Source organism: Gottfriedia acidiceleris, from assembly GCF_023115465.1.
GTDB classification, from domain to species: domain Bacteria; phylum Bacillota; class Bacilli; order Bacillales; family Bacillaceae_G; genus Gottfriedia; species Gottfriedia acidiceleris_B.
Genome location: NZ_CP096034.1, coordinates 4,005,233 through 4,030,137 on the forward strand (window position 1 = coordinate 4,005,233; position 24,905 = coordinate 4,030,137).

Here is a 24,905-nt window from a genome sequence, read left to right on the forward strand (position 1 = left end):
ATATCTTTATCTCAAATGTGGTCCTTACACTTTTTCCTCGATCATCTTTCGGATATAAGTAGTTACCCACTTCCTTGGCAGTATTCCAACAGATTTTGCCATCAGTTTATTTTTAAAGCCTGGAATGATCACAGTTTTGTTTTTCATTAAGCCTTCATAACCACACTTGGCAACTGCTTTAGGGTCCATTAGGTTTTTTATGAAAATTTTTGTTCCTGTTGAAGCAAGTCCCTCAGTAAGTGGTGTCTTTGTTGACGGGGGACATAGTACACTAACTTGAACCCCGGTACTTTTTAGTTCTTCGGCTATCGCTTCTGTAAACGATAAAACATATGATTTACTTGCCCCATACATCGACATCCGTGGAGTTGGTTGAAAAGCTGCCGTTGAAGCAATATTTAAAATTTTACCGTGATTTCGCTTAATCATTTCATCCGCTATAAGTCTAGTTAAATAAGTTAAGGAAATCATATTCAGCTGTAAACATTCTATTTCTTTCTTAATATCTAATTCTGTCATTAACCCTAATCCGCCCGCTCCGGCGTTATTAATCAATATATCTATATTGATTCCTTCCCTTTTTAGGTATGTATACAAGCTCTCTACGGTTTCATGATTACTTAGATCACCGACAAATGTATTGACTTCTATTCCGTATTCCTTTTTTAAAAAACCAGCTTGTTTTTCCAACAATAACTCATCTCTAGCAACTAAAACTAAATTATAGCGATGTCCTGCGAAGATCTTTGCAAATTCCAATCCAATACCTTTTGTAGCGCCTGTAATTAACACTGTTTCAGCTGGCATTTTTAGAAGAACCTCCTCATTTTTAAATATTCTAAATTTTAAAAATAATATATAACTAATTATACTCATAAGTAATAGTTAAATAAAATTAAAGAATTTAATTTACAAGTAAGTCTTGCTTATATTCAAAAATCTTAAGATTGTTATTCATAAGAAAAGAGAATCCTTTCGTCACTGGACGTTTTTAGATTCTCTCTTCGTACACTATTTTTTAAAATTTAGTCACATCAACAGGTTCGATACCTTCAGCTGCACAATATTCATAGTATCTATTTAGAAATGTTTCCCAATTATCTCTAGCAAGAATTTCGCCATTCTCACCGATGTAATCCAATGTTCCTTCTACAATATTAAAGGTAATAACATCTTCGTCACCAACAGCTGTAGGTGTATGTTTCGATCCAGCAGGCTCATAAACAACGTCACCTGGTTTAGATATCCAAGACTCTTCTAGATATCTCCACGTTCCTTGAACGGTATATACAATAACTGTTCCAGGATGGAAATGTGCAGGAAGCTGCATTTTCGCAGGTACATATAATAATGTAAGAGTTTGTCCTGTTACAGGGTTTGCTTTAAGTAATTTAAACTTTGAATCTCCAAAATAAGGAATCCAAGGCAACTCATCTACATTAATATTTCCAGCATGGTGTACTACTACTTCTTTTACATCCTTTACATTACTCACTTATATCCCCTCTTCCAACTTATGTTTTTTTAAATTCGTCTAGAGTAGTTCCTTACCTCGGTAAGCTAACTAAAAACTATTTAGAATTTGTTATTATCAGTATATTTATAATTTTCTGTAAAGTAAAATTAGTATTTTTAACTTGTATTTAAGTTTGGCTAATGTACATTGCTAAGTTACTTTGAAGAAAATTACTTAGCACCAAGACCACCATCAAGAACTAATATTTGTCCTGTACAATAGTCAGATGCTGCTGAAGCAAAGTAAAGGGTTGCACCTACCAAATCAAGATCACTACCTAATCTTCTAAGTGGAACTTGAGTAGCAATGAATGGACCTGCTTTATGTACAAGAGTTCCCGGTATTTCTGGGTTATTCATTCCTGTAGTGAAAACTCCTGGAGCTATTGAGTTTACATTAACGCCGTGGCGCCCCCATTTCACTGCTAAGTCCTTCGTTAAAGTCATAACGGCTCCCTTACTCGTTGTATATCCGACAGAATCCACAGCTTCAGGATCAACACCTTTAAATCCTATACTAGAAGAAATGTTGATGATTTTTCCATATTCGTTTTTAATCATATGTTTACCAACTGCCTGACACATTAAAAAAGTTCCTGTCACATTCGTATCAAGCATAGATTGCCATTGTTCTAAAGGCATTTCTATTGCTGGCGTTTCAAAAACAGTTCCACTACTATTTACTAAAATTTCGATGCTTCCAAATTGAGAAACAGCTTTTTCCAATCCCTTTTCAATTGATTCAGGACTAGTTACATCTAATGATATAGCTAAAGCTCGTCTGCCTAACGCCTCTATTTCTTTCACGACTTCTTCGCAAACTTCTAAACGCCTAGAACAAACTACTACATTTGCCCCCGCTTCTGCTAAAGCTATTGCCATTACACGTCCTAATCCACTTCCTCCTCCCGTAACGATCGCTGTCTTTCCTGTTAAATCAAATAATTGTGTTAATGTCATTCTACTATCCCTCCTAAAATTAAGAATATTCTAATTTTTTAAAATCTTATTGATATTGATTATACATATAAATTATAATGAAAAAAAATTAAAGATTTTAATGTGTAAGTTAGTATCACTAATATTCAAAAAAGGGGACAACCATGAATATTGAACAATTAATCTATATTGTTGAAGTCGCAAAATACAGTTCCTTGTCAGTAGCTGCACAAAATTTACATGTAACACAGTCAACTATTAGCCAGTCCATAACTAACTTAGAAAAAGAGCTTGAAATTAAAGTATTTAAACGTTCCAGAGGACATGGTGCTGTTCCAACTGATGAGGGAAGAGTCATTTTAAAACTTGCTTATGAGGTTCAAAAAAAAATTGAAGAAATAAAAGAGTCAGCTAAATTATTTAACTCTAACGAGATCGGTGAACTAAAAATCTCTTCTTTACCTGGTTTAATGACATTTCTCGTTAAAGCAATCTCTATATTTAGTCATGATTATCCTCATGTAAATCTTGAGGTTACTGAAAAAAGTGGTACATCAGTGATTGATGATGTTAGACAGCATAAGACTGATTTTGGGCTAATTACCTATTCAAGTGATTTAGGGGTAAATATGGAAGGGATCGCTTTTGAAGCACTCCTTGATGGAAAGCAAAAGGTATACGTTTCAAAGCATTCTCCTTTAGCCATTCTTGGTTCTGTAACCCCAGAAGACATTTTCGATCAAACCCTCGTCATCTATAAAGGCGAATTAATGCAATATTTTATCCAAGATTTTTTTAACAAATATAAACCTTTGAAAATTCTATTTACAACAAATAATATGGCTGGACTTCTCCAAGCCATCAATGAAAATTTGGCGATTACATTTGCTCCTGATTTTGTCATGCAAAATTATCCATCCGTCATTAATGGTGATATTATTCCCATCGATTTAGTGAACCATAGTACTGTTAACATTTCTTTAGGATTAGTTCGATCAGAAGATAAACATTTATCTACATATGCTAACAAATATATTCATTTTCTAAAATCGGAAATTATAAATAATTAAAAAAAGAGAAGCAACTGCGTTCAAAGTGGACGCAGTTGCTTCTCCTTTTATTCGAATCTATTAGTCATCTCGAACTAATATTTCTCAGTTTTGACCTCTGTTTTCATATCGATGTGGTCATCAGTATAAGTTTCAGTTATTTTATCCTGGCAACTCCAGCAGTTACTACGATTTCTCTCCATAATGGATAATTCTTCATGACATTCTACACAACAATCAATTCCATCAAAGACTTTTTTATTTTTACACATTATCTTTCCTCCTCGATTAATTCATACTTTTATATAATCACTTGTTCCTCTACTTTGATCGTAGTGCTTGGTTGCTTAGCAGGACGCACGGCGATCCAAAAAATTAATCCGAAAACAAACATGACTAAAGACGTCACCAAAAATCCGTAACCATATCCTATTGACTCAGTTCCTGCATTTTCAATAAAATTACCAAATATAACAGGAGCAATAATACTCGTTGAACTTGATAAAGCAACATATGTCCCTTGAGCTTTTCCAATGTTTTTAGGTGAAAAGAACTCCATTAACATTGCTGGCGCTAGTGAAAGAATGACAATTGCAAAACCTGGTGCAAGGATGAAAAACAAGATGGAAATTGCACTTGAATTTGCGATACTTCCAATATATAAACAAATAGCGGAGATCATCATTGAAATTCCTGAAAGATTTATTCTTGCTTTACGAATATCCTGAGTTTTGCGGTAAATGCGGTCTGAAATTAGGGCAAATGAAATTTGGCATATTGCTGCAAAGAGAAAAGGTAAAGACACTGCCATTTTTAATGTTTTACCGTCAAAATGTTGAACTTTAGAAAAGTATGCTGGAAACCAAACCGCTTGGACAGACAATAACCAATATGCACAGCCTGCGCAAATAGCGGTGAAAATAAAGTTCTTAGAAAAAATATGCGGTAGAAAACGCTTCCACGAAACCTTATTTGGGATCACTGTATTTTTATCCTCTTGCTCATATGTAGAGATTCCTTTATCTTTTGGGCTCTCTTTGCCAAAAATCACCCATAAAAGTAGAACAATACATCCGACTGCTCCCATTGCTATAAAAGCGGCTCTCCAACTATATTGATTGATTAGTGAGATTAATAGCGGAGAAGCAATTGCAGGTCCAATTGTAGCTCCAAAGAGCACTGCACCAAAACCAATACCATGTCTGTGTTTAGGAAACCATTTTCCAATTATTGAAGTTGAAATAGAAATAGCTGGTCCTTCCCCTGCTCCCAATAGCATTCTTGAAAGCATAAGTAGAGATAAACTAGATACAAAAGGTGTTGTAAATTGAACGATTAACCATATTAACATAATCCAAGTAAACATCTTCTTCGTGTTTTTAGAATCAGCCATGCCACCAAGAATGAAAGAAGAGATCGTAAAGAACCAAAAAAACGAGCTTCCAACTAATCCCCATTGAGATGGACTTAAATGTAATTCTTTCATTAACGGAACCGAAACTAAACCTATGATGATTTTATCAACTTGATTGACCATACCAGAAGCAACTAGAATTAATAAAATAATCCAAGAATATTTTGGTGTATTCAAAAAAATCACCCTTTCTTTCCTCCTAATTATTGAACATCTCCAAAAAGCAACCTGTTTTCTAACTAAAACGTTCATAACAAATTAACAATTTTACTGTTTTGATAAAGCGCTTACAAATTGCTGGATCACCTTCTCTACCCTTTCCCCCTTTTTTTACATAGAGTCATTTCATAACTTTAATTACATATCATTATTCTTTATTTTTATTATATTCATAATTTTCAGTTAAATAAAATTAAACATATTTACTTGTATGTAAATACTACTAATATATGAAATATGTACCAATGTACATGGGAAATTTTAACACCACATTATATTAGCACAATTAAATTACAAATTAAAATCTTTAATTTTATATAAATATTATTTATAGGTAGAATATATATAGAAATACGTAGTAATCATCCAACTTTTTTGTATTACTAGTGAATTAGAACTGGAGGCTGAACAATGGACTTAAAGTTATCGGGAAAAAAGGCACTGATTGTAGGGGGTAGCCGTGGTATTGGTAAAGCTGTTGCACGCCAACTAGCACTTGAAGGTGTAGATTGTACGATTTGTTCAAGAAATGAATCCACATTAAACATTGCCGCAGAGGAACTGGCACAAGAAACTAGTCGAAATATTTATCCAATCGTGGCAGATACTACCGATCCAGATTCAATCTTAAATCTAGTAGAAAAATCAGCGGAAGTAATGGGAAGCATAGATATATTGATCAACAGTGGAGCCCGTGTTGGTGGACATGAACCAGAGGACTTTAATAGTATTAAAGAAGAACTTATTATAAAGGATTTTGAAGAAAAATATATGGGGTATTTTCGTAGTATTAGAGCTGTTGCGCCATATATGATTGAAAACAAGTGGGGAAGAATTATTAATATTAGTGGATTAGCTGCTAGGATTGGCGGCAATTACTTTAGCTCTGGTCCTCGTAACGCTTCTGTCGTCCATTTAACAAAATCTGCATCAATGGAATTAGGAAAGCATGGAATTAATGTCAATGCTATTTATCCGGGAATTGTTGATACTGAAACGTTTAGAGTTAAAGTGACTAATGAGGAAGCAATTCAACAAGTAAAATCACTAAATTCTCTCGGTCGCTTGATTACTCCAGAGGAGATTGCTTACGTCGTTACTTTCCTAGCATCTCCTTTATCAGCATCAATTACTGGAGAAGTAATACCGGTAACTGGCGGCATCGGAAATACCGTTTATTTCTAATATACTTATTTGAAATATTTTTACTGTCACATAGTTTATAAGTTAATAGTTGAAAGAAATAGAGCCTCACAATTTTTGAGGCTCTTTAAGTGTGTAGACAAATTCCAAAACTTGATTCTCTGACTAATTGTAAACATTAGTCAACAGTATGAACGTAAAAAATTATCAATTTTGGAAACCGTCGATTCGATATTGTTCGAAAAAATTGACATATGTGCAAAATAGCCGTGAATCATTCCAGGTTCACAAGCATATTCAACTTGTACTCCAAACTTTTTCAACCGATTGGCATAGGCTGCTCCTTCATCTCGTAGTACATCATTTTCTGCCGTAATAATTAATGCTTTCGGAAGGCCACTTAAGTCTTTTGCTATTAAAGGAGAAGCGTACTCATCTGTCTTATCCTCTTCATTTCTTAAATAATGAGTTCGGAACCAAATTAGCTGTTCACGATCTAAACCAAAACCTTTTGCAAACATTTGATGTGATTCTGTATTAAACTCAAGATTTGTTGGGGGATAGATTAAAACTTGACCAACAATGCTAGGACCCTTTCTGTCTCTAGCAATCATTGTTACGACTGTAGCAAGATTTCCACCTACACTATCTCCACCAACGATCAATCTAGTGACATCCCCATTAAAGGAAATACCATGTTCATAGACCCATTCCAAAGCTGAATATGCATCTTCCACTGCTGTCGGAAACTTATACTCCGGTGCAAGGCGATAGTTTACGGATACAACTATGCTCTGTGTTCTATTAGCAATTATGCGACAGCTTGCGTCCGTCGATTCAATATCTCCAAGTACCCATCCCCCACCATGGTAATATATGAATATTGGAAAGGGGCCTGAACCTTCTGGTATGTATACTCGACATTTAATTTCCTCATCATTGCTTACCGGAATCATAAAGTCCTCTACTTTTGATAGTGTTTCTAAATTTATAAGAGGACGTGGTGACTTTGATAACATTTCTCTTACAGTTTTAGGGTCTAGTTCATGAATAGGTGGCATCCGCTTTAATGCATTTAAAAACTTCTCTGCTTGCGAATCTAACTTTAACAAACTATCAACCTCTCTCACTTTATATAATTCTCCCATGACCTAAACTTTTAACCCGACCATTAGTCAATTTAAAAGTTAAATGGTGATCTTATTCACGTTATACTTGAATAAAATCACCATTTACTAAAATTTTGAAATCACAACAAACTAAATTCCCACAAGTTCTTAGCTATTTATGGGTGCACCACCAATATAAAACTCAAAACCTGGAGCAATTTTACGACCATTTGGCATCATCAGCCATAATCTTAATAAATGACGTTTTTTATCCTCTTCCTCGAAATCTTCAAAATGAGTACGTGAATGAAAAACAGTATAATTATTAACGAATTGCATATCTCCTGGTTCCATCATCATATCGATATGGAAGTTTTTATCATGAGTAAGGGAATCAATAAAATCAAATGCTTCAATTTCCTCATCCGACAAAAGGATACCAGTTTTCGTTTGTGCTGATTGGACATATTGGCGAATATATCTGCAGCTTAATTTACCATCGAAATAGCTAAAGATTGGTGATTGAACAACAGGTGATTGACCTGGCGTTTCCTCTCCGCGAAGGTCATGGGCAAATGAGCGATAGAGAATTTCAAGATATTCTGGGTGTTTTTCCAGAATTTCATTATAGATAGACATTGCACTTGCGATACTACTTAAACCACCAGATTTTGCTTTACGAAGACATAGTAATCCAACCACATCAGCAAGATCTGTATGATAATCAAGATGTACATTTGTTTGGTAACCACGTACTTTTGAATTATCGTTAAAGTCCTTACCTACATTTTTAATATGACCTAGTAGTTCGCCATTTTTACTTTGGATGATTGGCAGTCCTAAATGGAGTCCAAGCCCCCAGTAAATGATACTTGCTTCTTCATCGGAATAACGCTCCATCGGCAATCCACGGATTAGGAGAAAACCTCTTCCATTCTCTAATTCGTCAATAAAGTACTTAATTTCGTCAGCTAGATCAGGAATTGGAAAATCTTCCTTTTTAAAATCAGGTGCTTTTAATCCCCTTTGTTTAACACATAATACAGCCTTCTCAAGTGCTGCAATTGTTGTATCGGTTAAAAAATATATCCATGATTCATCTTTAGCAAGATCAATACCTTTCCATGCAGATCTCCCTTGAATTTTTTCATTTAAAATGATTGACATTAAAACCCCTCCTTCGAAATTGAAGATTACTAATTTAATAGCCAAATATTTAAAACTATTATTTCAACTCATATTTCTAATTACATGTAGATCTTTCTTTACCTACTCATTTGCTCCCCTGACTCGTTTATTACGTTTCTTTGATTTGCGGGATGTACACCAATCCAAAATACGATACCTAAAATCAGCATTCCTAATGAAGAAAAGCCAAACGCGTAATTATAACCAATTGCTTCAGTTAGTGCATGTTGGATAAGGTATCCGAAGACTAGTGGAGCAATAATACTAGATATACTTGCAAAGGCAATGAATGCTCCCTGTGCTTTTCCAATGTTTTCGGGAGAAAAGAACTCCATTAATATAGCGGGAGCAAGCGAAAGAATTACATACGCAAAACCAGGTGCAAGTGTAAAAAAAACAATAGACATAGTAACTGAATTTACGGTTATCGCTAGATATAGACAAATAGCCGATAACATCATCATGAAACCCGCAAGATTAATTCGGGCTTTACGAATATCACCTGTTTTACGGTAAAGACGATCAGATAGCATAGAAAATCCAATTTGGCAAAAAGCTGCAAAAAGAAAAGGCAATGATACCGCTAGTTTTAAAGTTTGAGAGTCAAACTGTTGGATTTTTGTAAAGTAAGATGGGAACCATACTGCCTGAATGGACAGTAACCAATATGCACAACCACCGCACAAAACAGTTAATATAAAGTTTTTAGTAAATAGATGCGGAAAAAACTGTCGGATTGATACTTTAGGAAGGCTAGAATTGTGCTCCGTTTGATGAACGGCTGTTAGTCCAATTTCTGTTGGACTTTCTTTACCAAAAATTAACCATAAAACTAATACGCTCAGTCCCAGAACACCCATCACTAAAAATGCCGATTTCCATCCATGTTTATCAATTAATGATATTAATAATGGAGAAGCAATTGCCGAACCCCCGGTCGTTCCTAAAAGAACCGCACCAAAACCTATACCATGTCTATGCTTTGGAAACCATTTCCCCATGATTGCTGTAGAAAGAGCTGGGGCTGGACCTTCACCTAATCCTAAAAACATTCTTGTTATCAAAAGCAAAGTTAGGCTAGAAGCAAAAGGAGTTGCAAACTGAACAATTAGCCAAACCAATGAAAGCCATGTCAACATTTTTTTCGTATTTTTCGAATCAGCCATTCCTCCAAGTATCAGTGAGGAGAATGTAAAAAACCAAAAAAATGAACTTCCTACAACTCCCCATTTTGTTGGACTTAAATGTAATTCTTTCATTAAAGGAACGGAAACCAAACCAATGATAATTTTATCGACTTGGTTGATCATACCAGTAAGAACTAGAAATAATAAGATTACCCAAGCGTACTTTGGAGTTCTTGACATACAAATATATCCTCACTTTTCACTATTTAAGGAACACCCTTTCCAAAAAGGAAAAGGTGTTCACACCCATTCTTACAGAAGTAAAATTACTTTAAAGTTTCAACAATACCGCCCGCGGTTTTATTACGAGCAGGTACACCGCCACGACCCGGTTTTCCAGTATTTTCGTCAAAAAACATTGCGAAATCCGGAGAAATTTCACGACCATTTGGCATCGTGAGCCATAATCTTAATAAATGACGTTTTTGATCTAATACTTCATAATCTTCGTATTGAGTTCGTGAATGAAGAACCGTATAATTATTTACAAATTGCATATCGCCTGGCTCGAGCATCATATTAAAATGTAAATTTTCATCATGAAGAAGAGAGTCCAGTAAGTCTAATGCTTCGATTTCAACTTTTGATAACTGGATACCTGTTTTCGCTTGTGCTGATTCGATAAATAAACGAACATATCGGCAACTTAGTTTTCCATCATAGTAACTAAAAATTGGTGAAGTAAATATTGGTGATTCTCCTGGTCCTTCTTCTCCTCGGCGGTCAAAGTTAAACGGACGACAAAGTATTCCTAAATATTCAGGGTTCTTCTCTAGAATCTCATTGTAAACTGCCATCGAGCTTATAATGCTACTCTCCCCTCCTGATTTCCCTTTTCGAAGACTTAACAAACCTACTACATCAGAACCATCAGCGTGAAAAGGAAGATGCAGTTTCGTTTGGTAACCACGAACGTTTGAATTTTCTAAACTAAGTCCTTGATCTCTAACGTGCCCTAATAGCTCACCATTAGCATTTTGCGAAACTGGAGTACCCATATGAAGGCCAAGGCCCCAATAAATGATGCTTGCTTCTTCATCTGTATATCTTTCAATCGGTAAACCTCGAATTAATAGAAATCCTCTTCCATTCTCAAGTTCTTCAACAAAGTAATCAATTTCATTTAAAAGATTTGGCACTTGGAAGTCTTCTTTGTTAAAATTTGGTGCTTTTAACCCCTTTTGTTTAATACGGGCTAGTGCATTTTCAAGCTCAACAATTGTTTCCTTGGATAAGTAATAAATCCAAGAATCATCTTTTGCTAAGTCTGTTCCTTTCCAAGCTACTGGCCCTTTAACCTTTTCCTTTAAAATTGTTGACATCATGAATCCTCCCTTTATGAATGAATGATTTATTTGTTTACTTTACTTCAGTCAATTCTCTTAACTCTCTACGCAAAATCTTCCCAGTTGAATTCTTTGGTAGCTCTTTACAAAATTCTACATATTTAGGAAGCTTGTATTTAACTAGCTTATCTTTACAAAATTGAATGATGTCGTTATCTGTAAACTGTTCATCATTAACTACGACGTATGCTTTTACACTTTCTCCGTATTCTTTATTAGGTACACCAACTACTGCTGCTTCTATAACTGCAGGATGTTGATAGAGTACTTCTTCCACTTCACGAGGATAAACATTGTAACCTCCAACAATAATCATGTCCTTCTTTCGGTCAACAATGTAGATATATCCATCTTCGTCCATTGTTGCGAGATCACCGGTGTAAAACCACCCGTTTTTAAAAGCGTCCAATGTAGCTTCTTGCATCCCTAAATATCCCTTCATTACATTTGGTCCTTGAACAACTAATTCTCCAACCTCACCTATTGGCAATTCTTCTCCAAATTTATCTACTACTTTGCTTTGAACAGTGGGAATATTTCTACCGATTGAACCTGGTTTCCTAATTCCTTTTAACGGATTAATTGCAACAAGTGGCGCTGTTTCCGAAAGTCCATATCCCTCTAATATAGGTACGTTGAACTTACTTTCAAATTTTTGCAGAAGCTCTACTGGAATCGAAGCACCACCTGAAATACAAATACGAATGGATTTAAAATGCTCTGACGAAGCTTCGGGTAATTGATTGATAAAATTGTACATCGTAGGTACTCCTGCAAATACAGTGGCATTGCTTTTTTGAATTGTATTGACAACATCGTCAGGACTGAATTTAGGCTGAATTAAAACTGTTGAGCCACAAGCAATCGGTGCGTTCAAACAAACTGTCATACAGAAAACATGAAACATTGGCAGAACAGCAACTACTCGGTCGTTTTCATCCAGTTCAAGCAATTTCGAAATGGAATCTGCATTCGATGCCAAATTTCGATGTGTTAACATTGCACCCTTTGGTTTACCTGTAGTACCCGAAGTGTACAGAATAACGGCTAGATCTTCTTGATCAACGAATGGACTTGCACTTACACTTGTACTTGATTTCATAAGGTGCTCCCATGTCCATTCCTGTTTCTTTGCTTCTGTATAAATGACTACATTTAGATTAATTAACTGTTTCTTAACTTCTGATAATATTGGCTCAACAGATATATGAGCAATAACCGCTTTTACTTGACTATTTTCCAATATGTAGCTGATTTCATCTTGGGTAAACAAAGGATTAATTGGAACAACAAATGCACCTAATTGCAAAATTCCATAGTATGCAATAAGAAACTCTGGGCTATTTCCTATTAAAAGGGCAACTCCATCTCCTTTGCTGATTCCTTGTGCAGACATTCCTACAGCAAATTGATTTACAAGCTGATTTAATTTCCTATATGTAACACATTGGTCACCATACATGTAAGCGATACTATCCGGGAAATTAATTGCGCTTCTATTTAAGTTTTCGTATAAGTTATTACTCATTAAGTGAATCCCCCCCTTTCAACCGCTTAAAAAGCGTTCATAAATTAACTATTTTGAATATTTAAAATATTACTACACTAAGTATACTCATAAATAAAAATGAAATAAAATTAAAGATTTTAATTTGTATGTAAGTCTAACTAATATTAAGATTGTTGTTCAATAATAAGGTCCAATTCAGCTAGCACTAAACTAAAAAAAACAGAGCCCAAACTTAAAAAGGCTCTGTTTTTTTAGTTAGTTTATAGCTTCTTTTTCTAATTATCGTATTTACTTATCATAACTATAATAATAATTTATTTTCCTTATGATAATTGATTCGATACGATAACTAATATAGAACGCCCTAAGGAGATGAACAAGATGGAACAAAAGGCAATAATTAATACAAAACCAGAGCAACAAAAACAGCCTACTAAACAGTTAAATGTGGCAATGATCTATGGGATAGCTTTTACATTCATCATAGCTGTTGTAGGTTTTCTATTGGCAAAGTTACCAGGGTTCGATCATGTTGGACCACTTGCATGTGCCATTTTGCTTGCTTTAGTTTATAGACAATTTTTTGGTTATCCTGAAAAACTGCGCGCGGGAATTCAATTTTCTTCAAAAAGACTTTTAAGATTTGCCATCATACTGTACGGATTAAAATTAAACATGGTTGTCATTTTTAGTGATGGTTTGCCTTTATTACTGAGAGGCATGGGAACTATCATATTTTCGATTTTCGTTCTTATGGCTATAGCAAAATGGCTTAAAGCAGATCTTAATCTATCTCTATTATTAAGTATTGGGACCGGTATTTGTGGAGCTGCTGCCATTGCAGCGATATCGCCTATTATTAAAGCAAAAGATGATGACACTGCTATGGCCGTTGGGATCATCGCATTAGTAGGCACAATCTTTTCCATCATCTATACTTTAATTTATCCTTTATTACCAATTAGTCCAACTGAATATGGAGCATGGGTCGGAATAAGCCTTCATGAGATTGCACATGTAGCTTTAGCAGCTGCACCTGCAGGTCAGGATGCGCTTGCTCACGCATTACTAGCCAAACTTGCCCGAGTATTTCTATTGATTCCTGTTTGTTTTATCCTTTTATTTTGGATGAAACGAAAAGGAAAATTAAACGGAGAAGCAAAACTGGAGTTCCCATGGTTCTTAATCGGCTTTGTTATTATGAGCTTTGTTGGAAGCTACATCCTTGGTCAAAAAATTCCGGTATCAAATAAAACGATGTCAGAAATTGCTGTTTTTACTTCATTTATTTTAACAATGTCTATGACTGGTTTAGGATTAAATATTAATTTAAAAGAATTACGTACTAAATCGATTCGTCCGCTTATCGCAATCGTCATTACATCAATACTCTTATCTTTGGTAACATTTTTTAGTATATAGCTCTGCAAAGGTAGGTAAAGTTAAATTAATAAAAAAAATCAGAGAAACTTTATTCCAGTTTCTCTGATTTTTTACTATATAAGGAGTCTATAATATATTCGATTTCTTCTGTTTTGCTTTCTTCATTGAATTTAATAAAAATCCACCCTTAAACCTTCTCGCTTCATACGAAATAATAAAGGCACTTGGTTCATACTGCTCTATAAGATCCATGAGTTCAGGTTCTCTATTACGTTTTGTCAATATATCCAAATGATAACGCTCGCTATCCCTTCCTTCGCCTTGGAACACTGTCACACCGAATCCTTCCTCACGAAGTCGGTTAATTAGCAATTTATTTTTATTCGTTAAATTAACTACTAAAGTCGTGTATCCGATCGCTAAGCGATTTTCAACGTAACTCCCAAGTAGAATGCCAATTCCAAATCCAACTGCATAAACAATCATTGATAATGTACTTTGATCTCCAGAAAAAACAAGCGATAATCCAAATACATAAATAATTGCTTCCAAAAAACCAAAAAGCGCAGCAGATCCACTCAACCCTTTGACTAGGAAAATAGTTCTCAATGTTAAGACAGGTACATAAATCAATTGCAATAATAATATTAGTAAAATATCTTTCAAATGTAGACACCTCAAAGTTTAAATTTTTGGACTGCAGATTTAGGTATATAATTTGGTTCATCCTAAGCCTTGCTTTTAAACTTTTTTAAAGGAATCAAAGTGAAAGCCTAGTAGAAATTTATTTTAATAATACAGCTGAATTGATGCGTAAACAAAAGTGATTTTTTTGTATTATTTACCAGTTGTAGTACTTAATTCAACCTGCTCAGTTAAATTCCTGCTTAACTTTTAGAACATTAAAAGATTACCGTAAAAAATACACCCGAACTCCAATTCTAAAACATATACTCATGAACAAATGAGTAAGGTTTTAGAATTTTCTTGCTCTTTTACTTACTTATGAGCCTTTTATGAGTAAGGTATTTTCATCATCTTAATTTACATGTTTTATTTAAAACGCAAAAAAGAAGATCTACTCAAAAAGTAAATCTTCTTTTATTTATTGTGCATTATTCCATTCCAAAAGAAGTCTATTATGTGTTCAGCCATTTCATCTATTGTAGAGAAAATTGAATTTTGATCTGTATCCCTAAAATTTCCAACTGATAAAATTGCTAAGAACAATTGGGTATAGAATTTTGGATTACCTTTAGGTATTTCTCCATTCTCTATTGCCGTTTCCATTGCTTTTTCGATCACATTATACATCATTTCTTCCGCTTTATTCATCTGTTGTAATTGCTCATCTGATAAAGAGACTTTCGCTTCTTTCGTAAAAGCTTTTAAATCAATTTCAAAAGTTGCTCTTAAATGGACTTTTACCATTTCGTTGAGATTTTCTTTTAACGATTTATCTTTAGATAAAATCTCAGCAATTCGATCACTTATTCGAAGCATCATTTGAACCATTGCATCCGTAAAGAGATCTGCTTTTGTTGGATAATAATAATAAACCGTTGCTTTGGTCACTCCACACTTCATAGCTACGTCATCCATGGAAACTAATTGATATCCGTTTTGAAGGAACAATTGGACTGCATTTTCAACAATTGTTGTTTTTGTAGGCTTTTTTTTCGAATCCTGTGGTGGTCTTCCAAGAGGCCGTTTAATTTGTTCCAATATGATTCTCTCCTAACCTTTTTAATCCCCTTCATTATAGCATAATAAAAGTTCTTGATTAATTAACCGACTAGTATATATAATTAAGTTAATAAATTTTACGTGAGGTGAATTCCATATGAAACAGCACCCCTTTCATTCTTGGGGCAAATTTGTAAGTAGTAAACGTACAAGATGGATAACATTGTTGGTATGGGTTTTATTAACGGTTGTATTATCATTTACTTTTCCATCTGTAAATGAAGTAGAAAACAATACTGCAGATAACTTACCTAAGCAATCCATGTCTCAAAAAGCGGATCAGCTAATAAAAAAAGAATTTCCAACTGATTCTGGAAATCCTTTATTAATTGTTTGGAACCGTAAAGAGGGATTAAATGAGGAAGATTACAAAGTCATTCAAACTGTTTATAAAGAACTTAGAAATAATCCATTAAAAAATCAATTAACATCACCGTCATATGATTTAATGCCTATCCAGGCAATTAAACGAAGTTCTTCAGAGGATGGTTCAACAATCATTACAGCCGTTCTTTTTGATAAAAAAGCAGATGATCAAGTCCTACAAAAAAATATCAACTTATTAGAAAAACAAATCAAAAATCATACTGGTGATGACCCAGTAAAACGAAAATTAACAGAATCTGGTCTAAAAGTCCGCTTTTCTGGCCCGGTTGGTATTCAAACAGACGCTGTAAGTTTATTTTCACAAGCTGATGTTAAACTGTTATTATCAACTGTATCACTTGTATTAGTTTTCTTAATCCTTTTATATCGTTCGCCAATTATGGCAATTGTCCCGTTAATAGTCGTTGGTTTCGCATATGGAATTGTAAATCCATTATTAGGTTTTTTAGGTGATAACGGTATTATAACCGTGGATTCCCAAGCCGTTTCGATTATGACAGTTTTATTATTTGGTGCAGGTACTGATTATTGTTTATTTTTAATATCTAGATATCGTGAATATTTACTTTTGGAAGAAAATAAATATAAAGCACTTCAGCTCGCGATTAGAGAATCAAGTGGAGCCATCTCAATGAGTGCTTTAACGGTCGTTATTGGATTAGGTACACTCTTATTAGCTCAATATGGTGCTTTCCATCGTTTCGCAGTACCATTTAGTTTGGCAGTCCTTATTATGGGTATTGCTTCAATCACAATTCTACCTGCCCTACTTTCTATATTTGGTAGAGTTTCATTTTTCCCTTTCATTCCAAGAACAGAGGAAATGGAAGCATTAAGAGCTAAGAAAAAAGGGAAATCAATTAAGAAATCAAAAATCAAAGTAACATTTAATCAAAAAATAGGAAAAGTAGTTACTCATAAACCTTGGACAATTATTCTAGTCTCGATTTTTCTCTTAGGAGGGCTAGCTTTATTTGTACCTCGAGTACAATACACATACGATTTACTTCAATCATTTCCTAAAGATATGCCTTCAAGAGAAGGTTTTGATTTAATATCTGACCATTATTCATCAGGTTTATTAGCACCAGTTAAAGTTATAATCGATACAGAAAATAAAAATATCCCTGTAAAAAAAGAATTAGAATCACTTTCATTCGTCAAAGATGTGTCTGATCCGATTACAGGTAAAAATAATAAAAAATTACAATTATATGAAATTTCTTTAGTCGATAATCCATATTCTATTAAAGGATTAGAGAGAATACCTCAACTAGAAAAGAAAATAAAGAAACTATTGAACGAATATGATATCCAACAAGTAAATAAGCATTACTGGATTGGTGGAGAAACAGTAACGAATTTAGATACAAAAAATATAACTGAGCGTGATGAATCCGTGATTATTCCGGTAATGATCGGGTTAATTGCATTATTACTGTTAGCTTATTTACGTTCCTTTACAGCGATGATTTACTTAATCCTAACCGTCATATTATCTTATCTTTCAGCATTAGGTGCAGGCTGGCTAATTCTTCACTACGGATTTGGGGCTAGCGCTATACAGGGATCGATTCCATTATATTCCTTTGTATTTTTAGTAGCATTAGGTGAAGATTACAATATATTCATGGTTTCCGAAATATGGAAAAATAAGAAGAAACAAACTCATCGCGAAGCAGTATCAAATGGCGTCGCAAAAACCGGGGCTGTTATTTCATCAGCAGGATTAATCTTAGCTGGTACATTCCTAGTGTTAGCAACACTACCTATTCAAGTATTAGTTCAATTTGGAATTGTTACTTGTATTGGAGTATTAATTGATACATTCATCGTTCGTCCACTTTTAGTTCCAGCAATTACTACCGTATTAGGTAGATTTGCATATTGGCCAGGTGAACTTTCGAGAAAAGAGTATGATTCAAAACTAGAAAAGCAAATAGAAAAATAAAGATAAAATAACACCACAATGCATGTTAAAGAGAAATAATGCGTTGTGGTGTTTTTCATTGTAACAATTTTTATACATTACTTGTTAGTTTGATTAAGCTGTTTCATCATCAGATTCATCAATTGATATAGGCCATATATACCTAAGTAAGAACCAGCAATTAAAAAATAAATATTAAGAAATACAGCATGAATATTGGTCATAAAAACAACATCATGTTTTATAATCTCATAAATTGCGATTGCTGAAATTCCCCCAAATACTTCATAAGAAATGATTGCGATCAAATTAAAGATTGTGTTAAATATTCGATTAAACCTAGATAACCCAATCATAATAATAGGAAAAAAAATTATTGAACAAAATATTAAAGTTTTCAAGTGGTTTACTTACTCCATTTTATTATTAAATTATGTTAATCTTATTCTTTACTAATTTATATTAACTATCCAAATTGACCGCTCTTTTCATTCTCCTCATAAAAATTCACAAATTAATACCAAAAAAGCTGCTGACTAATCAAGCTTTTTTGGATAACCCAAGTGTTTTAGTCATAATAAAGTCTATTTGTTCTTCATCACCCATATAAAATGAGTGTGACCCATTTTGAACAAATCCCATTTTTTTATAAAATGCGATTGCATTTTCGTTTTTTTCCCATACGCCTAGCCAGATTTTCTTTTTATTAAGTTCCTCCGCAATTTCTATGGCTTTATAAAACAGAAATTTTCCAAGACCGTGTTTTTGAAACTCCTTCTTTATATATATCCTCTCGATTTCAAGTGACTCATCACCCATTTCTTCAGATTGGGCATCATCTATATTAACCTTTAAATATCCAGCGATGGTTTGATTAAAATAAATGAAAAAGAATTGCGAAGACTGATTTAACAATTCTTCTTCGATTTGATTTAAATTAAACGCTTTTTCTAAATAAGCATTCATATTTTCTAGTGTATTTTGATGCTTAAATGTCTCATTAAACGTTTCATAACCGATTTGTTGAAGTTTGTGCGAATCCTTAGAACCACACTTGGTTATATTGATCGTCATATTATTCCGTCTCTCCTCTGATCTAATCAATAATTTCTCTTGTTTCCCTTTTTTACAAATTCCCATTCTTTTTCTACATTTTTTCTAACCTTTTGAAGTAGAGTAAAAATGGTTTCAACTTCTATCTCGGACAATCCCTCTAGAGCAACGATATTAGAATAATCGTTTTCTCTTTTTATAAATGGATAAACAGTTTCCCCTTTTTCAGTTGCAAAGAGTTTTTTTATTTTTTTGTTCTCTTTATCCTCTTTCTTTTCAATAAATCCATTCATTTCAAGTTTTTTTATAGCACGCGCTGCTGTAGTTCGATCTACTTTTATCATCTCAGCCAATTTTTCTTGAATGATCCCTGGATTTTCAGCAATTCGCACTAGATATAAATACTGCCCTTTTGTAAGGTCATGCTCTTTAAATTCAATATTACTAATCGAATCTAGAGCCCTTGCGATCATTCCAATTTCACGAAGAATTTCCTTCATAATTAACTCCTTAGTTTTAATTTTGTTGTAAATGCAATAAAAATGATCTATATTGAATTTAACCTTTTTTTGTTGCATTTGCAATAAAACAAAAAATTATATTAAAAGGGACTGATAAAAATAATGAATACAAAAAAAATCAAGAATGAAGAAGAACTAAAAATAGCATTTGCAATAAGAAACGATATATTTGTGAAGGAACAAGGTGTACCTCTAGAAGATGAATTTGATCAATACGACAAATTAAATGGCAATTGCGAACACATATTAGTTCATTACAATGAACAACCAGTCGGAACAGGAAGAATTAGGTTTATTGATGGAGTAGGTAAATTGGAAAGAATCTGTATCCTGGAGTCTTTCCGAAAATTTGGTCTTGGCAAAAACATTATTAATGCTTTAGAAGAAATTGCGGAAGAACAAGGAGCTTCGCAAGTAAAATTGCATGGTCAAACACATGCGGAAGGTTTTTATAAAAAACTTGGTTATCGAACTTCTTCCGATGTCTTTATAGAAGACGGTATCCCTCATATTCTAATGCTAAAAAACCTAACTAAATGATAAAACGATTAATCAATCTGAAATATGTTTTTTACGTTTTAGGAATATTAATATTAACCTTAGGAATTTCAATCAATATACTATCTAACCTTGGAACTTCACCTTTTGATGCACTCTTAGTGGGGTTATCGAATAATGTGGGGCTGACTGTCGGAAGTTGGGAAATCATCATTGCTTTACTACTAATTTGTATAAATTCTTTTTTAAAAAGACAAAGACCAGAATTATTAGGATTAGTAACTGCCTTTATTACGGGTATCGGAATTGATATGTGGCTTTATTTATTAAACAATTTAGTAACGCCTGAAATTTGGTTTAGCAAAACAGCCTATTATAGTTTCGGATTAGTTATTTCAGGACTCGGAACTGCAACCTATTTACACACAAACTTTGCACCGATTCCAGTAGATCGATTAACTTTAATCTTACAAGAATTAACTAGAACAACTATCTTTTTTTCGAAAACAGTAATTTATCTTATTTTCTTAATAGCTGCATTCATTTCAAATGGGCCAATCGGCATTGGGACGATACTAACCGTTTGTTTTGGAGGGTTAATCCTTAATTTCTTTATGCCACTTTCAAAAAAATTTTTAGACCGAGTACTTTCTCAACATAGTGCATCTTCTAACGTTGAAAAAGAGAAAAATCTTTCTATATAGAATGTACTAAATACTTTTACTCATAAATCTACTGTCTTCGGAAACACTATCCTTGGAGGTGAAGCACATGAGTAAAAAATCATCTGGAAGAGGACAAAAAGCTCCAAGTGTTAATCCACAAGGATACGGAAAAGACGTTGAATTTTCAACTGAGCCTCAAAGTGAACTACAGAATTTAGCAAAAAAGTCGAACAAGAAATAAGCTTTGATACTAAAAACAACCAGAGTAACCCATAATGGGGCTACACTGGTTGTTTTTAATTAATTAATTAATCATGGCGTTTTTGTGCCAATTACGACTGTGGCGTCCAATTCATTATTGTGTGCTAACCCGGCTATTAGTCCACATTGAGTAAAGATTTCAACTGTTTGAGAAGCCTGAATTTTGCTAGTCTCTATTAATAAATGCCCGCCTGAAGTTAACCAGAGAGACGCATTTTCTGCCACTTTTCGATGAATATCATTTCCATCCTTACCACCATCAAGTGCCACTTTTGGCTCATAAAGCCTTGCCTCCTGAGGGAGTGACTTTATTGCCTCAGTTGGAACATATGGTGCGTTCGCTACTATAATATCAACATTCCCAAGTAATTGAGGTGGCAATGGATTATAAAGATCACCTTCATATACAAGACCTCCTAGTTTAGAAACATTGTACTGGGCACACTGAACTGCAGTAGGATCAATATCGACCGCATACAACGAAACCAACCCTACTGCCTTGGAAATTGCTACACCTACTGCACCAGAACCACAACAAAGATCAACTACTTTGACACCAGGTACAGACAATTCAATAGCCTTTTGAGCAAGAAACTCTGTCCGACGGCGAGGAACAAAAACACCTGGGACTACTGCAATCCTATTGCCATAAAACTCCCCCCAACCTAGGATGTATTCTAATGGTGAGCCAGATACTCGAAGATTTACCATTGTTAAAAGTTCTTCCAAAGTATCCGCTTCAGAAATGAGAAGCAGAGCCTCTTCTTCTGCAAAAACGCAACCGGCGTTCCAAAGTTGCTCAGTTATACTATTTTTAATTTGTTCACTACTATTAATTTCATTTTGTTTTACTATAATAATCACCCAATTTTTATAAAGGTTATTATTGGGAGTTCGTTATATAATCTAAAATACCTTCTTCTACTTGGATACTAGTAGTTGGATACGGTTTTGTTACCGTATTCGTATACATTTATTTTAAAAATACAAAATACTTAGCGATAGTATTATTTTTGTAAATGATAAAAATAAAAAAAGCGAATATTACACTGTCATAAATATTTGGATCCTCATTTCGTAGCCATTATAATTGATGCTTTCCTCTCCCTCGTCATATAGATAGATCAATCGTATTACGCATAAACAATATAAAAAGACTTAACCGTTGTATTCCTGTGAAAAAACAGTTAACAACGTTTGAGTCTTTTTAGAAAGATCTATTTTAGTTTATTATTTATCAAAAAATCTTTTTGTCCATTACTGTCTGACTTTTTCTTTATTTTTTATATACATTATTACTCGTGGAATACTTAAACCTTGTATCAGTAATGAAAACACTACATTTGTATATACAATTAGCAAGATGTTTTCTCTATATGGAAAATCAGCCGGTAAAGTTAGTGCCAGTGCAATTGACAATGCACCTTTTAACCCGCCCCAGTTAATCAGAAACTTTTCATTATTTGTAAAGGTTTTTATTTTTAGTAGGCTAATATTTACTGCAATTGTTCTAGCAATTAAAACAATCAAAATCGTTATTAAAGAAACTTTCCAATTTGAAAATACATCTAATCGATAAACTACTAAACCAATTAGTAGGAATAAAATCGTATTTCCTACAAACGATACAATGTCCCAAAAACTTGCGATGTAATCTTCAGTAACAGCACTCATTCCAATTTTCTTGCCATAATTGCCAAACACAATGCCTCCAATTACAACTGCAATTACACCACTTCCATGAAAATGCTCCGATAATAGATAACTTCCATAAAAAAGTAAAAAAGACACCATTGTTTCAAGCGGATAATTATCTACGAAACTAATCATGTATGAAGCTAAGAATCCTAAAATTAACCCTATAACTGCTCCGATCAGAACAACCTTGAGAAATAATAAAATACCAGCTCCTATACCTGATAATCCCATGTTAATGTAACTTAATAGGAATACGGTCGATATTTTAAAAAACACAACTGCTATTCCATCATTAAACAGGCTTTCTCCTTCTAAACTAGCTGCAATACTTTTCTTTACATTGTAGATCTTAAACATTCCCATAACTGAAATAGGATCAGTTGCACACATAAGAGAAGCAATCGTAAAAGATACTACTACTGGTAACTTACAAATATATACTAAAGCAACAGCAACAAGTACAAATGTTAAGAATGTACCTAAAAGAGCTAACCTTAGAATTTCATGTTTATATTTTTTAATTTCTTTATATTCAAACTTCATCGAAGCCTCTCCAAGAAGCGAAGGTAAAAAAAGACCAAGAACGATTAATGAAAACGTCTCACTTTTGGTAAATAGGTCGGCAATTTTATCTAAAAAATCAATATTCATAAGGCCAATTACTAAACCAATAATGACTAGAAATATTGTATAAGGTTTATTAAATTTATTTGCAGCCAACCAAGATATCACACCAATTAAGAGTAATATTAAGAATTCTCCTATAATCACGTTTGAAACTTCTAACAATCCGTGTTCCATTTAAAACTCTCCTTAGTAGAAATAACCATGCTAAAATTCTCTTCCAAAAATCATTTTGAAATGGAATTTACTTATTTTTTGAACAATTTAAATGTTTATAGTTAAGCTATCTACTTTTAAAAGGTTAATAACATTTTTACCAAATAAGGTAATTTTATGTAGAAGTAAAAAGGGTAATTAAGATTAATTACTTAAATACCGGCTTCTTTAATTAACGGTTATACTAATTAGAATACGAACTATTTATTAGCGAAAGATTAGTTTAAATACCGTTGACCCGTTTATTATTGGTACTGTTCTAAAGGAACTTTATTAAAGAATTTACTTTTACGTATTATCTACATCTTTTACGTAAAAATATAGTAAGAATAAAATCAAAGGTGAAGGTAATGATTGGAACAATTGATGTCATAATTCGAACTCTTTCAGCATTTATTTTACTTATCTGTATTACCCACATATTAGGAAAACAAACAATTTCAAAGATGACTTACCATGACTATATTACTTCTATAACAATAGGTTCTATTGCAGGTAATTTAGCGTTTAATACGTCTATAAGATTTAGTAACTTCATAACTGCATTAATCATTCTTTGTACTTTTTTATTCCTTGCTACTTTAGTTTCATTAAAAAATAAAAAAGCAAGAGCCATCTTCAATGGAGAACCTACTGTTGTTATACAAGATGGAAAGATTCTTGAAAAAAACATAGAAAAACTAAAAGTTACAATGGATTCATTCAATCAAGCTCTAAGAAGAAGAGATATATTTGATATAGATGAGGTAGAATTCGCAGTTTTTGAACCTGATGGACATTTATCTATATTAAAGAAACCGTTATATCGTTTTGTAACTAGAGAAGATTTGGGAATTTCTAGTCGTTCCAAATCTGATTTCCCAATTGAAATCATTATGGATGGTCAAATTATTGATAAAAACATCACTCAAAACAATTTAACAAAGGCTTGGATCTTCACTGAAATTGAGCAGCGAAGCTTGAAATTAGCTGATGTTTCATATTGTGTTCGCGGAACGAATGGTCAACTGTATTTTGATTTATACAAAGATCAGATTAACTCACCTGTTGATATAGAAGAATAGGTTAAAAAATCGGTAACCTCTTTAGAGATTACCGATTTCAGAGTGTTGAAATATAAAATCGTCAATAGGGAAAACGGACTTTAAGTGAACATTTCATAATTATAAAATTAGCATTTTTTGAATGATCTTTTAATGGTTATAAATGTTAATATGTCTGAGCAATTTCATTATTTTAATAACAATAGAAATGATTTTTTTAGAAGTTAAATATATTATAAGCTTTTTTTAGAAAACAAATTC

25 protein-coding genes are annotated in these 24,905 nt (G+C 33.4%); 8 read left to right on the top strand and 17 right to left on the bottom strand.

The window, feature by feature from the left end; genetic code table 11:
- Nucleotides 1-24 precede the first annotated feature (24 nt).
- The 3 genes from MY490_RS18910 to MY490_RS18920 all read right to left on the bottom strand — a co-directional run bounded on the left by MY490_RS18910 (nucleotide 25) and on the right by MY490_RS18920 (nucleotide 2,475).
- Nucleotides 25-807: an SDR family NAD(P)-dependent oxidoreductase gene (locus MY490_RS18910; RefSeq protein ID WP_248267062.1), complete on the bottom strand. Its 783-nt coding sequence runs from the start codon at nucleotides 805-807 to the stop codon at nucleotides 25-27.
- A 211-nt stretch (nucleotides 808-1,018) separates the two neighbouring features.
- Nucleotides 1,019-1,495, bottom strand: a complete 477-nt coding sequence (locus tag MY490_RS18915; protein ID WP_248267063.1) for a 2,4'-dihydroxyacetophenone dioxygenase family protein — start codon at nucleotides 1,493-1,495, stop codon at nucleotides 1,019-1,021.
- 191 nt (nucleotides 1,496-1,686) lie between these two features.
- Complete coding sequence (locus MY490_RS18920) at nucleotides 1,687-2,475, bottom strand: SDR family NAD(P)-dependent oxidoreductase (RefSeq protein WP_248267064.1); 789 nt, start codon at nucleotides 2,473-2,475, stop codon at nucleotides 1,687-1,689.
- A 143-nt stretch (nucleotides 2,476-2,618) separates the two neighbouring features.
- On the opposite strand from MY490_RS18920, the gene MY490_RS18925 reads away from it, so the two are divergent.
- A complete protein-coding gene (locus MY490_RS18925) occupies nucleotides 2,619-3,524 on the top strand; it encodes a LysR family transcriptional regulator (RefSeq protein WP_248267065.1) in 906 nt (301 codons plus the stop codon).
- Nucleotides 3,525-3,598: 74 nt separating this feature from the next.
- On the opposite strand, the gene MY490_RS18930 is transcribed toward MY490_RS18925, so the two are convergent.
- Nucleotides 3,599-3,775, bottom strand: a complete 177-nt coding sequence (locus tag MY490_RS18930) for a hypothetical protein (RefSeq protein WP_248267066.1) — start codon at nucleotides 3,773-3,775, stop codon at nucleotides 3,599-3,601.
- A gap of 29 nt (nucleotides 3,776-3,804) precedes the next feature.
- A complete protein-coding gene (locus MY490_RS18935) occupies nucleotides 3,805-5,103 on the bottom strand; it encodes an MFS transporter (RefSeq protein WP_248267067.1) in 1,299 nt (432 codons plus the stop codon).
- A gap of 444 nt (nucleotides 5,104-5,547) precedes the next feature.
- Here MY490_RS18935 and MY490_RS18940 point away from each other — a divergent pair, with 444 nt between their 5' ends.
- On the top strand, nucleotides 5,548-6,321 hold the full coding sequence (locus MY490_RS18940) for an SDR family NAD(P)-dependent oxidoreductase (protein WP_248267068.1): 774 nt from the start codon (nucleotides 5,548-5,550) through the stop codon (nucleotides 6,319-6,321).
- Between the two features lie 140 nt (nucleotides 6,322-6,461).
- On the opposite strand, the gene MY490_RS18945 is transcribed toward MY490_RS18940, so the two are convergent.
- From MY490_RS18945 to MY490_RS18965, 5 genes are all read right to left on the bottom strand, one after another.
- Nucleotides 6,462-7,391 carry an alpha/beta hydrolase gene (locus MY490_RS18945; protein WP_248267069.1) on the bottom strand — a complete coding sequence of 310 codons (930 nt, stop codon included), beginning with the start codon at nucleotides 7,389-7,391 and terminating at the stop codon, nucleotides 6,462-6,464.
- Nucleotides 7,392-7,556: 165 nt separating this feature from the next.
- On the bottom strand, nucleotides 7,557-8,555 hold the full coding sequence (locus MY490_RS18950) for a TauD/TfdA family dioxygenase (RefSeq protein WP_248267070.1): 999 nt from the start codon (nucleotides 8,553-8,555) through the stop codon (nucleotides 7,557-7,559).
- A 98-nt stretch (nucleotides 8,556-8,653) separates the two neighbouring features.
- Nucleotides 8,654-9,943: an MFS transporter gene (locus MY490_RS18955; RefSeq protein WP_248267071.1), complete on the bottom strand. Its 1,290-nt coding sequence runs from the start codon at nucleotides 9,941-9,943 to the stop codon at nucleotides 8,654-8,656.
- An 86-nt stretch (nucleotides 9,944-10,029) separates the two neighbouring features.
- Nucleotides 10,030-11,085 (bottom strand): TauD/TfdA family dioxygenase, encoded by a 1,056-nt coding sequence (locus tag MY490_RS18960; RefSeq protein ID WP_248267072.1) that lies wholly within the window; start codon nucleotides 11,083-11,085, stop codon nucleotides 10,030-10,032.
- Nucleotides 11,086-11,122: 37 nt separating this feature from the next.
- Nucleotides 11,123-12,637, bottom strand: coding sequence for a long-chain-fatty-acid--CoA ligase (locus tag MY490_RS18965; protein WP_248267073.1), 1,515 nt, complete (start codon nucleotides 12,635-12,637; stop codon nucleotides 11,123-11,125).
- 435 nt (nucleotides 12,638-13,072) lie between these two features.
- On the opposite strand from MY490_RS18965, the gene MY490_RS18970 reads away from it, so the two are divergent.
- Nucleotides 13,073-14,041 (top strand): YeiH family protein, encoded by a 969-nt coding sequence (locus MY490_RS18970; RefSeq protein WP_248269426.1) that lies wholly within the window; start codon nucleotides 13,073-13,075, stop codon nucleotides 14,039-14,041.
- An 87-nt stretch (nucleotides 14,042-14,128) separates the two neighbouring features.
- Here MY490_RS18970 and MY490_RS18975 read toward each other — a convergent pair whose 3' ends face one another.
- Together MY490_RS18975 and MY490_RS18980 are read right to left on the bottom strand one after the other, a co-directional pair.
- Entirely contained in the window at nucleotides 14,129-14,668 is a 540-nt protein-coding gene (locus MY490_RS18975; protein ID WP_248267074.1) for a DUF2179 domain-containing protein, read from the bottom strand.
- Between the two features lie 435 nt (nucleotides 14,669-15,103).
- Nucleotides 15,104-15,727 carry a TetR/AcrR family transcriptional regulator gene (locus MY490_RS18980; RefSeq protein ID WP_248267075.1) on the bottom strand — a complete coding sequence of 208 codons (624 nt, stop codon included), beginning with the start codon at nucleotides 15,725-15,727 and terminating at the stop codon, nucleotides 15,104-15,106.
- A 118-nt stretch (nucleotides 15,728-15,845) separates the two neighbouring features.
- On the opposite strand from MY490_RS18980, the gene MY490_RS18985 reads away from it, so the two are divergent.
- A complete protein-coding gene (locus tag MY490_RS18985; protein WP_248267076.1) occupies nucleotides 15,846-18,086 on the top strand; it encodes an MMPL family transporter in 2,241 nt (746 codons plus the stop codon).
- 77 nt (nucleotides 18,087-18,163) lie between these two features.
- Here the strand turns inward: MY490_RS18985 and MY490_RS18990 are convergent, their stop codons facing one another.
- From MY490_RS18990 to MY490_RS19000, 3 genes are all read right to left on the bottom strand, one after another.
- A complete protein-coding gene (locus MY490_RS18990) occupies nucleotides 18,164-18,466 on the bottom strand; it encodes a transposase (RefSeq protein WP_248267077.1) in 303 nt (100 codons plus the stop codon).
- Nucleotides 18,467-18,605: 139 nt separating this feature from the next.
- A complete protein-coding gene (locus MY490_RS18995; RefSeq protein ID WP_248267078.1) occupies nucleotides 18,606-19,139 on the bottom strand; it encodes a spermidine/spermine N(1)-acetyltransferase in 534 nt (177 codons plus the stop codon).
- Nucleotides 19,140-19,165: 26 nt separating this feature from the next.
- Entirely contained in the window at nucleotides 19,166-19,618 is a 453-nt protein-coding gene (locus tag MY490_RS19000) for a MarR family winged helix-turn-helix transcriptional regulator (protein ID WP_248267079.1), read from the bottom strand.
- Between the two features lie 123 nt (nucleotides 19,619-19,741).
- On the opposite strand from MY490_RS19000, the gene MY490_RS19005 reads away from it, so the two are divergent.
- The 3 genes from MY490_RS19005 to MY490_RS19015 all read left to right on the top strand — a co-directional run bounded on the left by MY490_RS19005 (nucleotide 19,742) and on the right by MY490_RS19015 (nucleotide 21,043).
- The gene (locus MY490_RS19005; protein WP_248267080.1) at nucleotides 19,742-20,179 is read left to right on the top strand and encodes a GNAT family N-acetyltransferase; all 438 of its coding nucleotides are present in this window, start codon (nucleotides 19,742-19,744) and stop codon (nucleotides 20,177-20,179) included.
- A 17-nt stretch (nucleotides 20,180-20,196) separates the two neighbouring features.
- A complete protein-coding gene (locus MY490_RS19010; protein WP_248269427.1) occupies nucleotides 20,197-20,841 on the top strand; it encodes a YczE/YyaS/YitT family protein in 645 nt (214 codons plus the stop codon).
- A gap of 67 nt (nucleotides 20,842-20,908) precedes the next feature.
- Nucleotides 20,909-21,043, top strand: coding sequence for a hypothetical protein (locus tag MY490_RS19015; protein ID WP_056467807.1), 135 nt, complete (start codon nucleotides 20,909-20,911; stop codon nucleotides 21,041-21,043).
- A 71-nt stretch (nucleotides 21,044-21,114) separates the two neighbouring features.
- Here MY490_RS19015 and MY490_RS19020 read toward each other — a convergent pair whose 3' ends face one another.
- Together MY490_RS19020 and MY490_RS19025 are read right to left on the bottom strand one after the other, a co-directional pair.
- On the bottom strand, nucleotides 21,115-21,927 hold the full coding sequence (locus MY490_RS19020) for a putative protein N(5)-glutamine methyltransferase (RefSeq protein ID WP_432707021.1): 813 nt from the start codon (nucleotides 21,925-21,927) through the stop codon (nucleotides 21,115-21,117).
- A 393-nt stretch (nucleotides 21,928-22,320) separates the two neighbouring features.
- The gene (locus tag MY490_RS19025) at nucleotides 22,321-23,562 is read right to left on the bottom strand and encodes a cation:proton antiporter (protein ID WP_248267081.1); all 1,242 of its coding nucleotides are present in this window, start codon (nucleotides 23,560-23,562) and stop codon (nucleotides 22,321-22,323) included.
- A gap of 389 nt (nucleotides 23,563-23,951) precedes the next feature.
- Between MY490_RS19025 and MY490_RS19030 the strand changes: the two genes are divergently transcribed.
- Entirely contained in the window at nucleotides 23,952-24,665 is a 714-nt protein-coding gene (locus MY490_RS19030) for a DUF421 domain-containing protein (protein ID WP_248267082.1), read from the top strand.
- The last annotated feature ends 240 nt before the right edge of the window (nucleotides 24,666-24,905 follow it).

Excerpts from the sequence above, each read along its gene's own strand:
- MY490_RS18940 (WP_248267068.1), top strand. The coding sequence starts at position 5,548 with ATGGACTTAAAGTTATCGGGAAAAAAGGCACTGATTGTAGGGGGTAGC.
- MY490_RS18995 (WP_248267078.1), bottom strand. The coding sequence starts at position 19,139 with ATGACGATCAATATAACCAAGTGTGGTTCTAAGGATTCGCACAAACTT.
- MY490_RS19000 (WP_248267079.1), bottom strand. The coding sequence starts at position 19,618 with ATGAAGGAAATTCTTCGTGAAATTGGAATGATCGCAAGGGCTCTAGAT.
- MY490_RS18925 (WP_248267065.1), top strand. The coding sequence starts at position 2,619 with ATGAATATTGAACAATTAATCTATATTGTTGAAGTCGCAAAATACAGT.
- MY490_RS19015 (WP_056467807.1), top strand. The coding sequence starts at position 20,909 with ATGAGTAAAAAATCATCTGGAAGAGGACAAAAAGCTCCAAGTGTTAAT.
- MY490_RS18970 (WP_248269426.1), top strand. The coding sequence starts at position 13,073 with ATGATCTATGGGATAGCTTTTACATTCATCATAGCTGTTGTAGGTTTT.
- MY490_RS18930 (WP_248267066.1), bottom strand. The coding sequence starts at position 3,775 with ATGTGTAAAAATAAAAAAGTCTTTGATGGAATTGATTGTTGTGTAGAA.
- MY490_RS19025 (WP_248267081.1), bottom strand. The coding sequence starts at position 23,562 with ATGGAACACGGATTGTTAGAAGTTTCAAACGTGATTATAGGAGAATTC.
- MY490_RS18950 (WP_248267070.1), bottom strand. The coding sequence starts at position 8,555 with ATGTCAATCATTTTAAATGAAAAAATTCAAGGGAGATCTGCATGGAAA.
- MY490_RS18965 (WP_248267073.1), bottom strand. The coding sequence starts at position 12,637 with ATGAGTAATAACTTATACGAAAACTTAAATAGAAGCGCAATTAATTTC.
- MY490_RS18960 (WP_248267072.1), bottom strand. The coding sequence starts at position 11,085 with ATGTCAACAATTTTAAAGGAAAAGGTTAAAGGGCCAGTAGCTTGGAAA.
- MY490_RS18985 (WP_248267076.1), top strand. The coding sequence starts at position 15,846 with ATGAAACAGCACCCCTTTCATTCTTGGGGCAAATTTGTAAGTAGTAAA.
- MY490_RS19005 (WP_248267080.1), top strand. The coding sequence starts at position 19,742 with ATGAATACAAAAAAAATCAAGAATGAAGAAGAACTAAAAATAGCATTT.
- MY490_RS18920 (WP_248267064.1), bottom strand. The coding sequence starts at position 2,475 with ATGACATTAACACAATTATTTGATTTAACAGGAAAGACAGCGATCGTT.
- MY490_RS18955 (WP_248267071.1), bottom strand. The coding sequence starts at position 9,943 with ATGTCAAGAACTCCAAAGTACGCTTGGGTAATCTTATTATTTCTAGTT.
- MY490_RS19030 (WP_248267082.1), top strand. The coding sequence starts at position 23,952 with ATGATTGGAACAATTGATGTCATAATTCGAACTCTTTCAGCATTTATT.
- MY490_RS18910 (WP_248267062.1), bottom strand. The coding sequence starts at position 807 with ATGCCAGCTGAAACAGTGTTAATTACAGGCGCTACAAAAGGTATTGGA.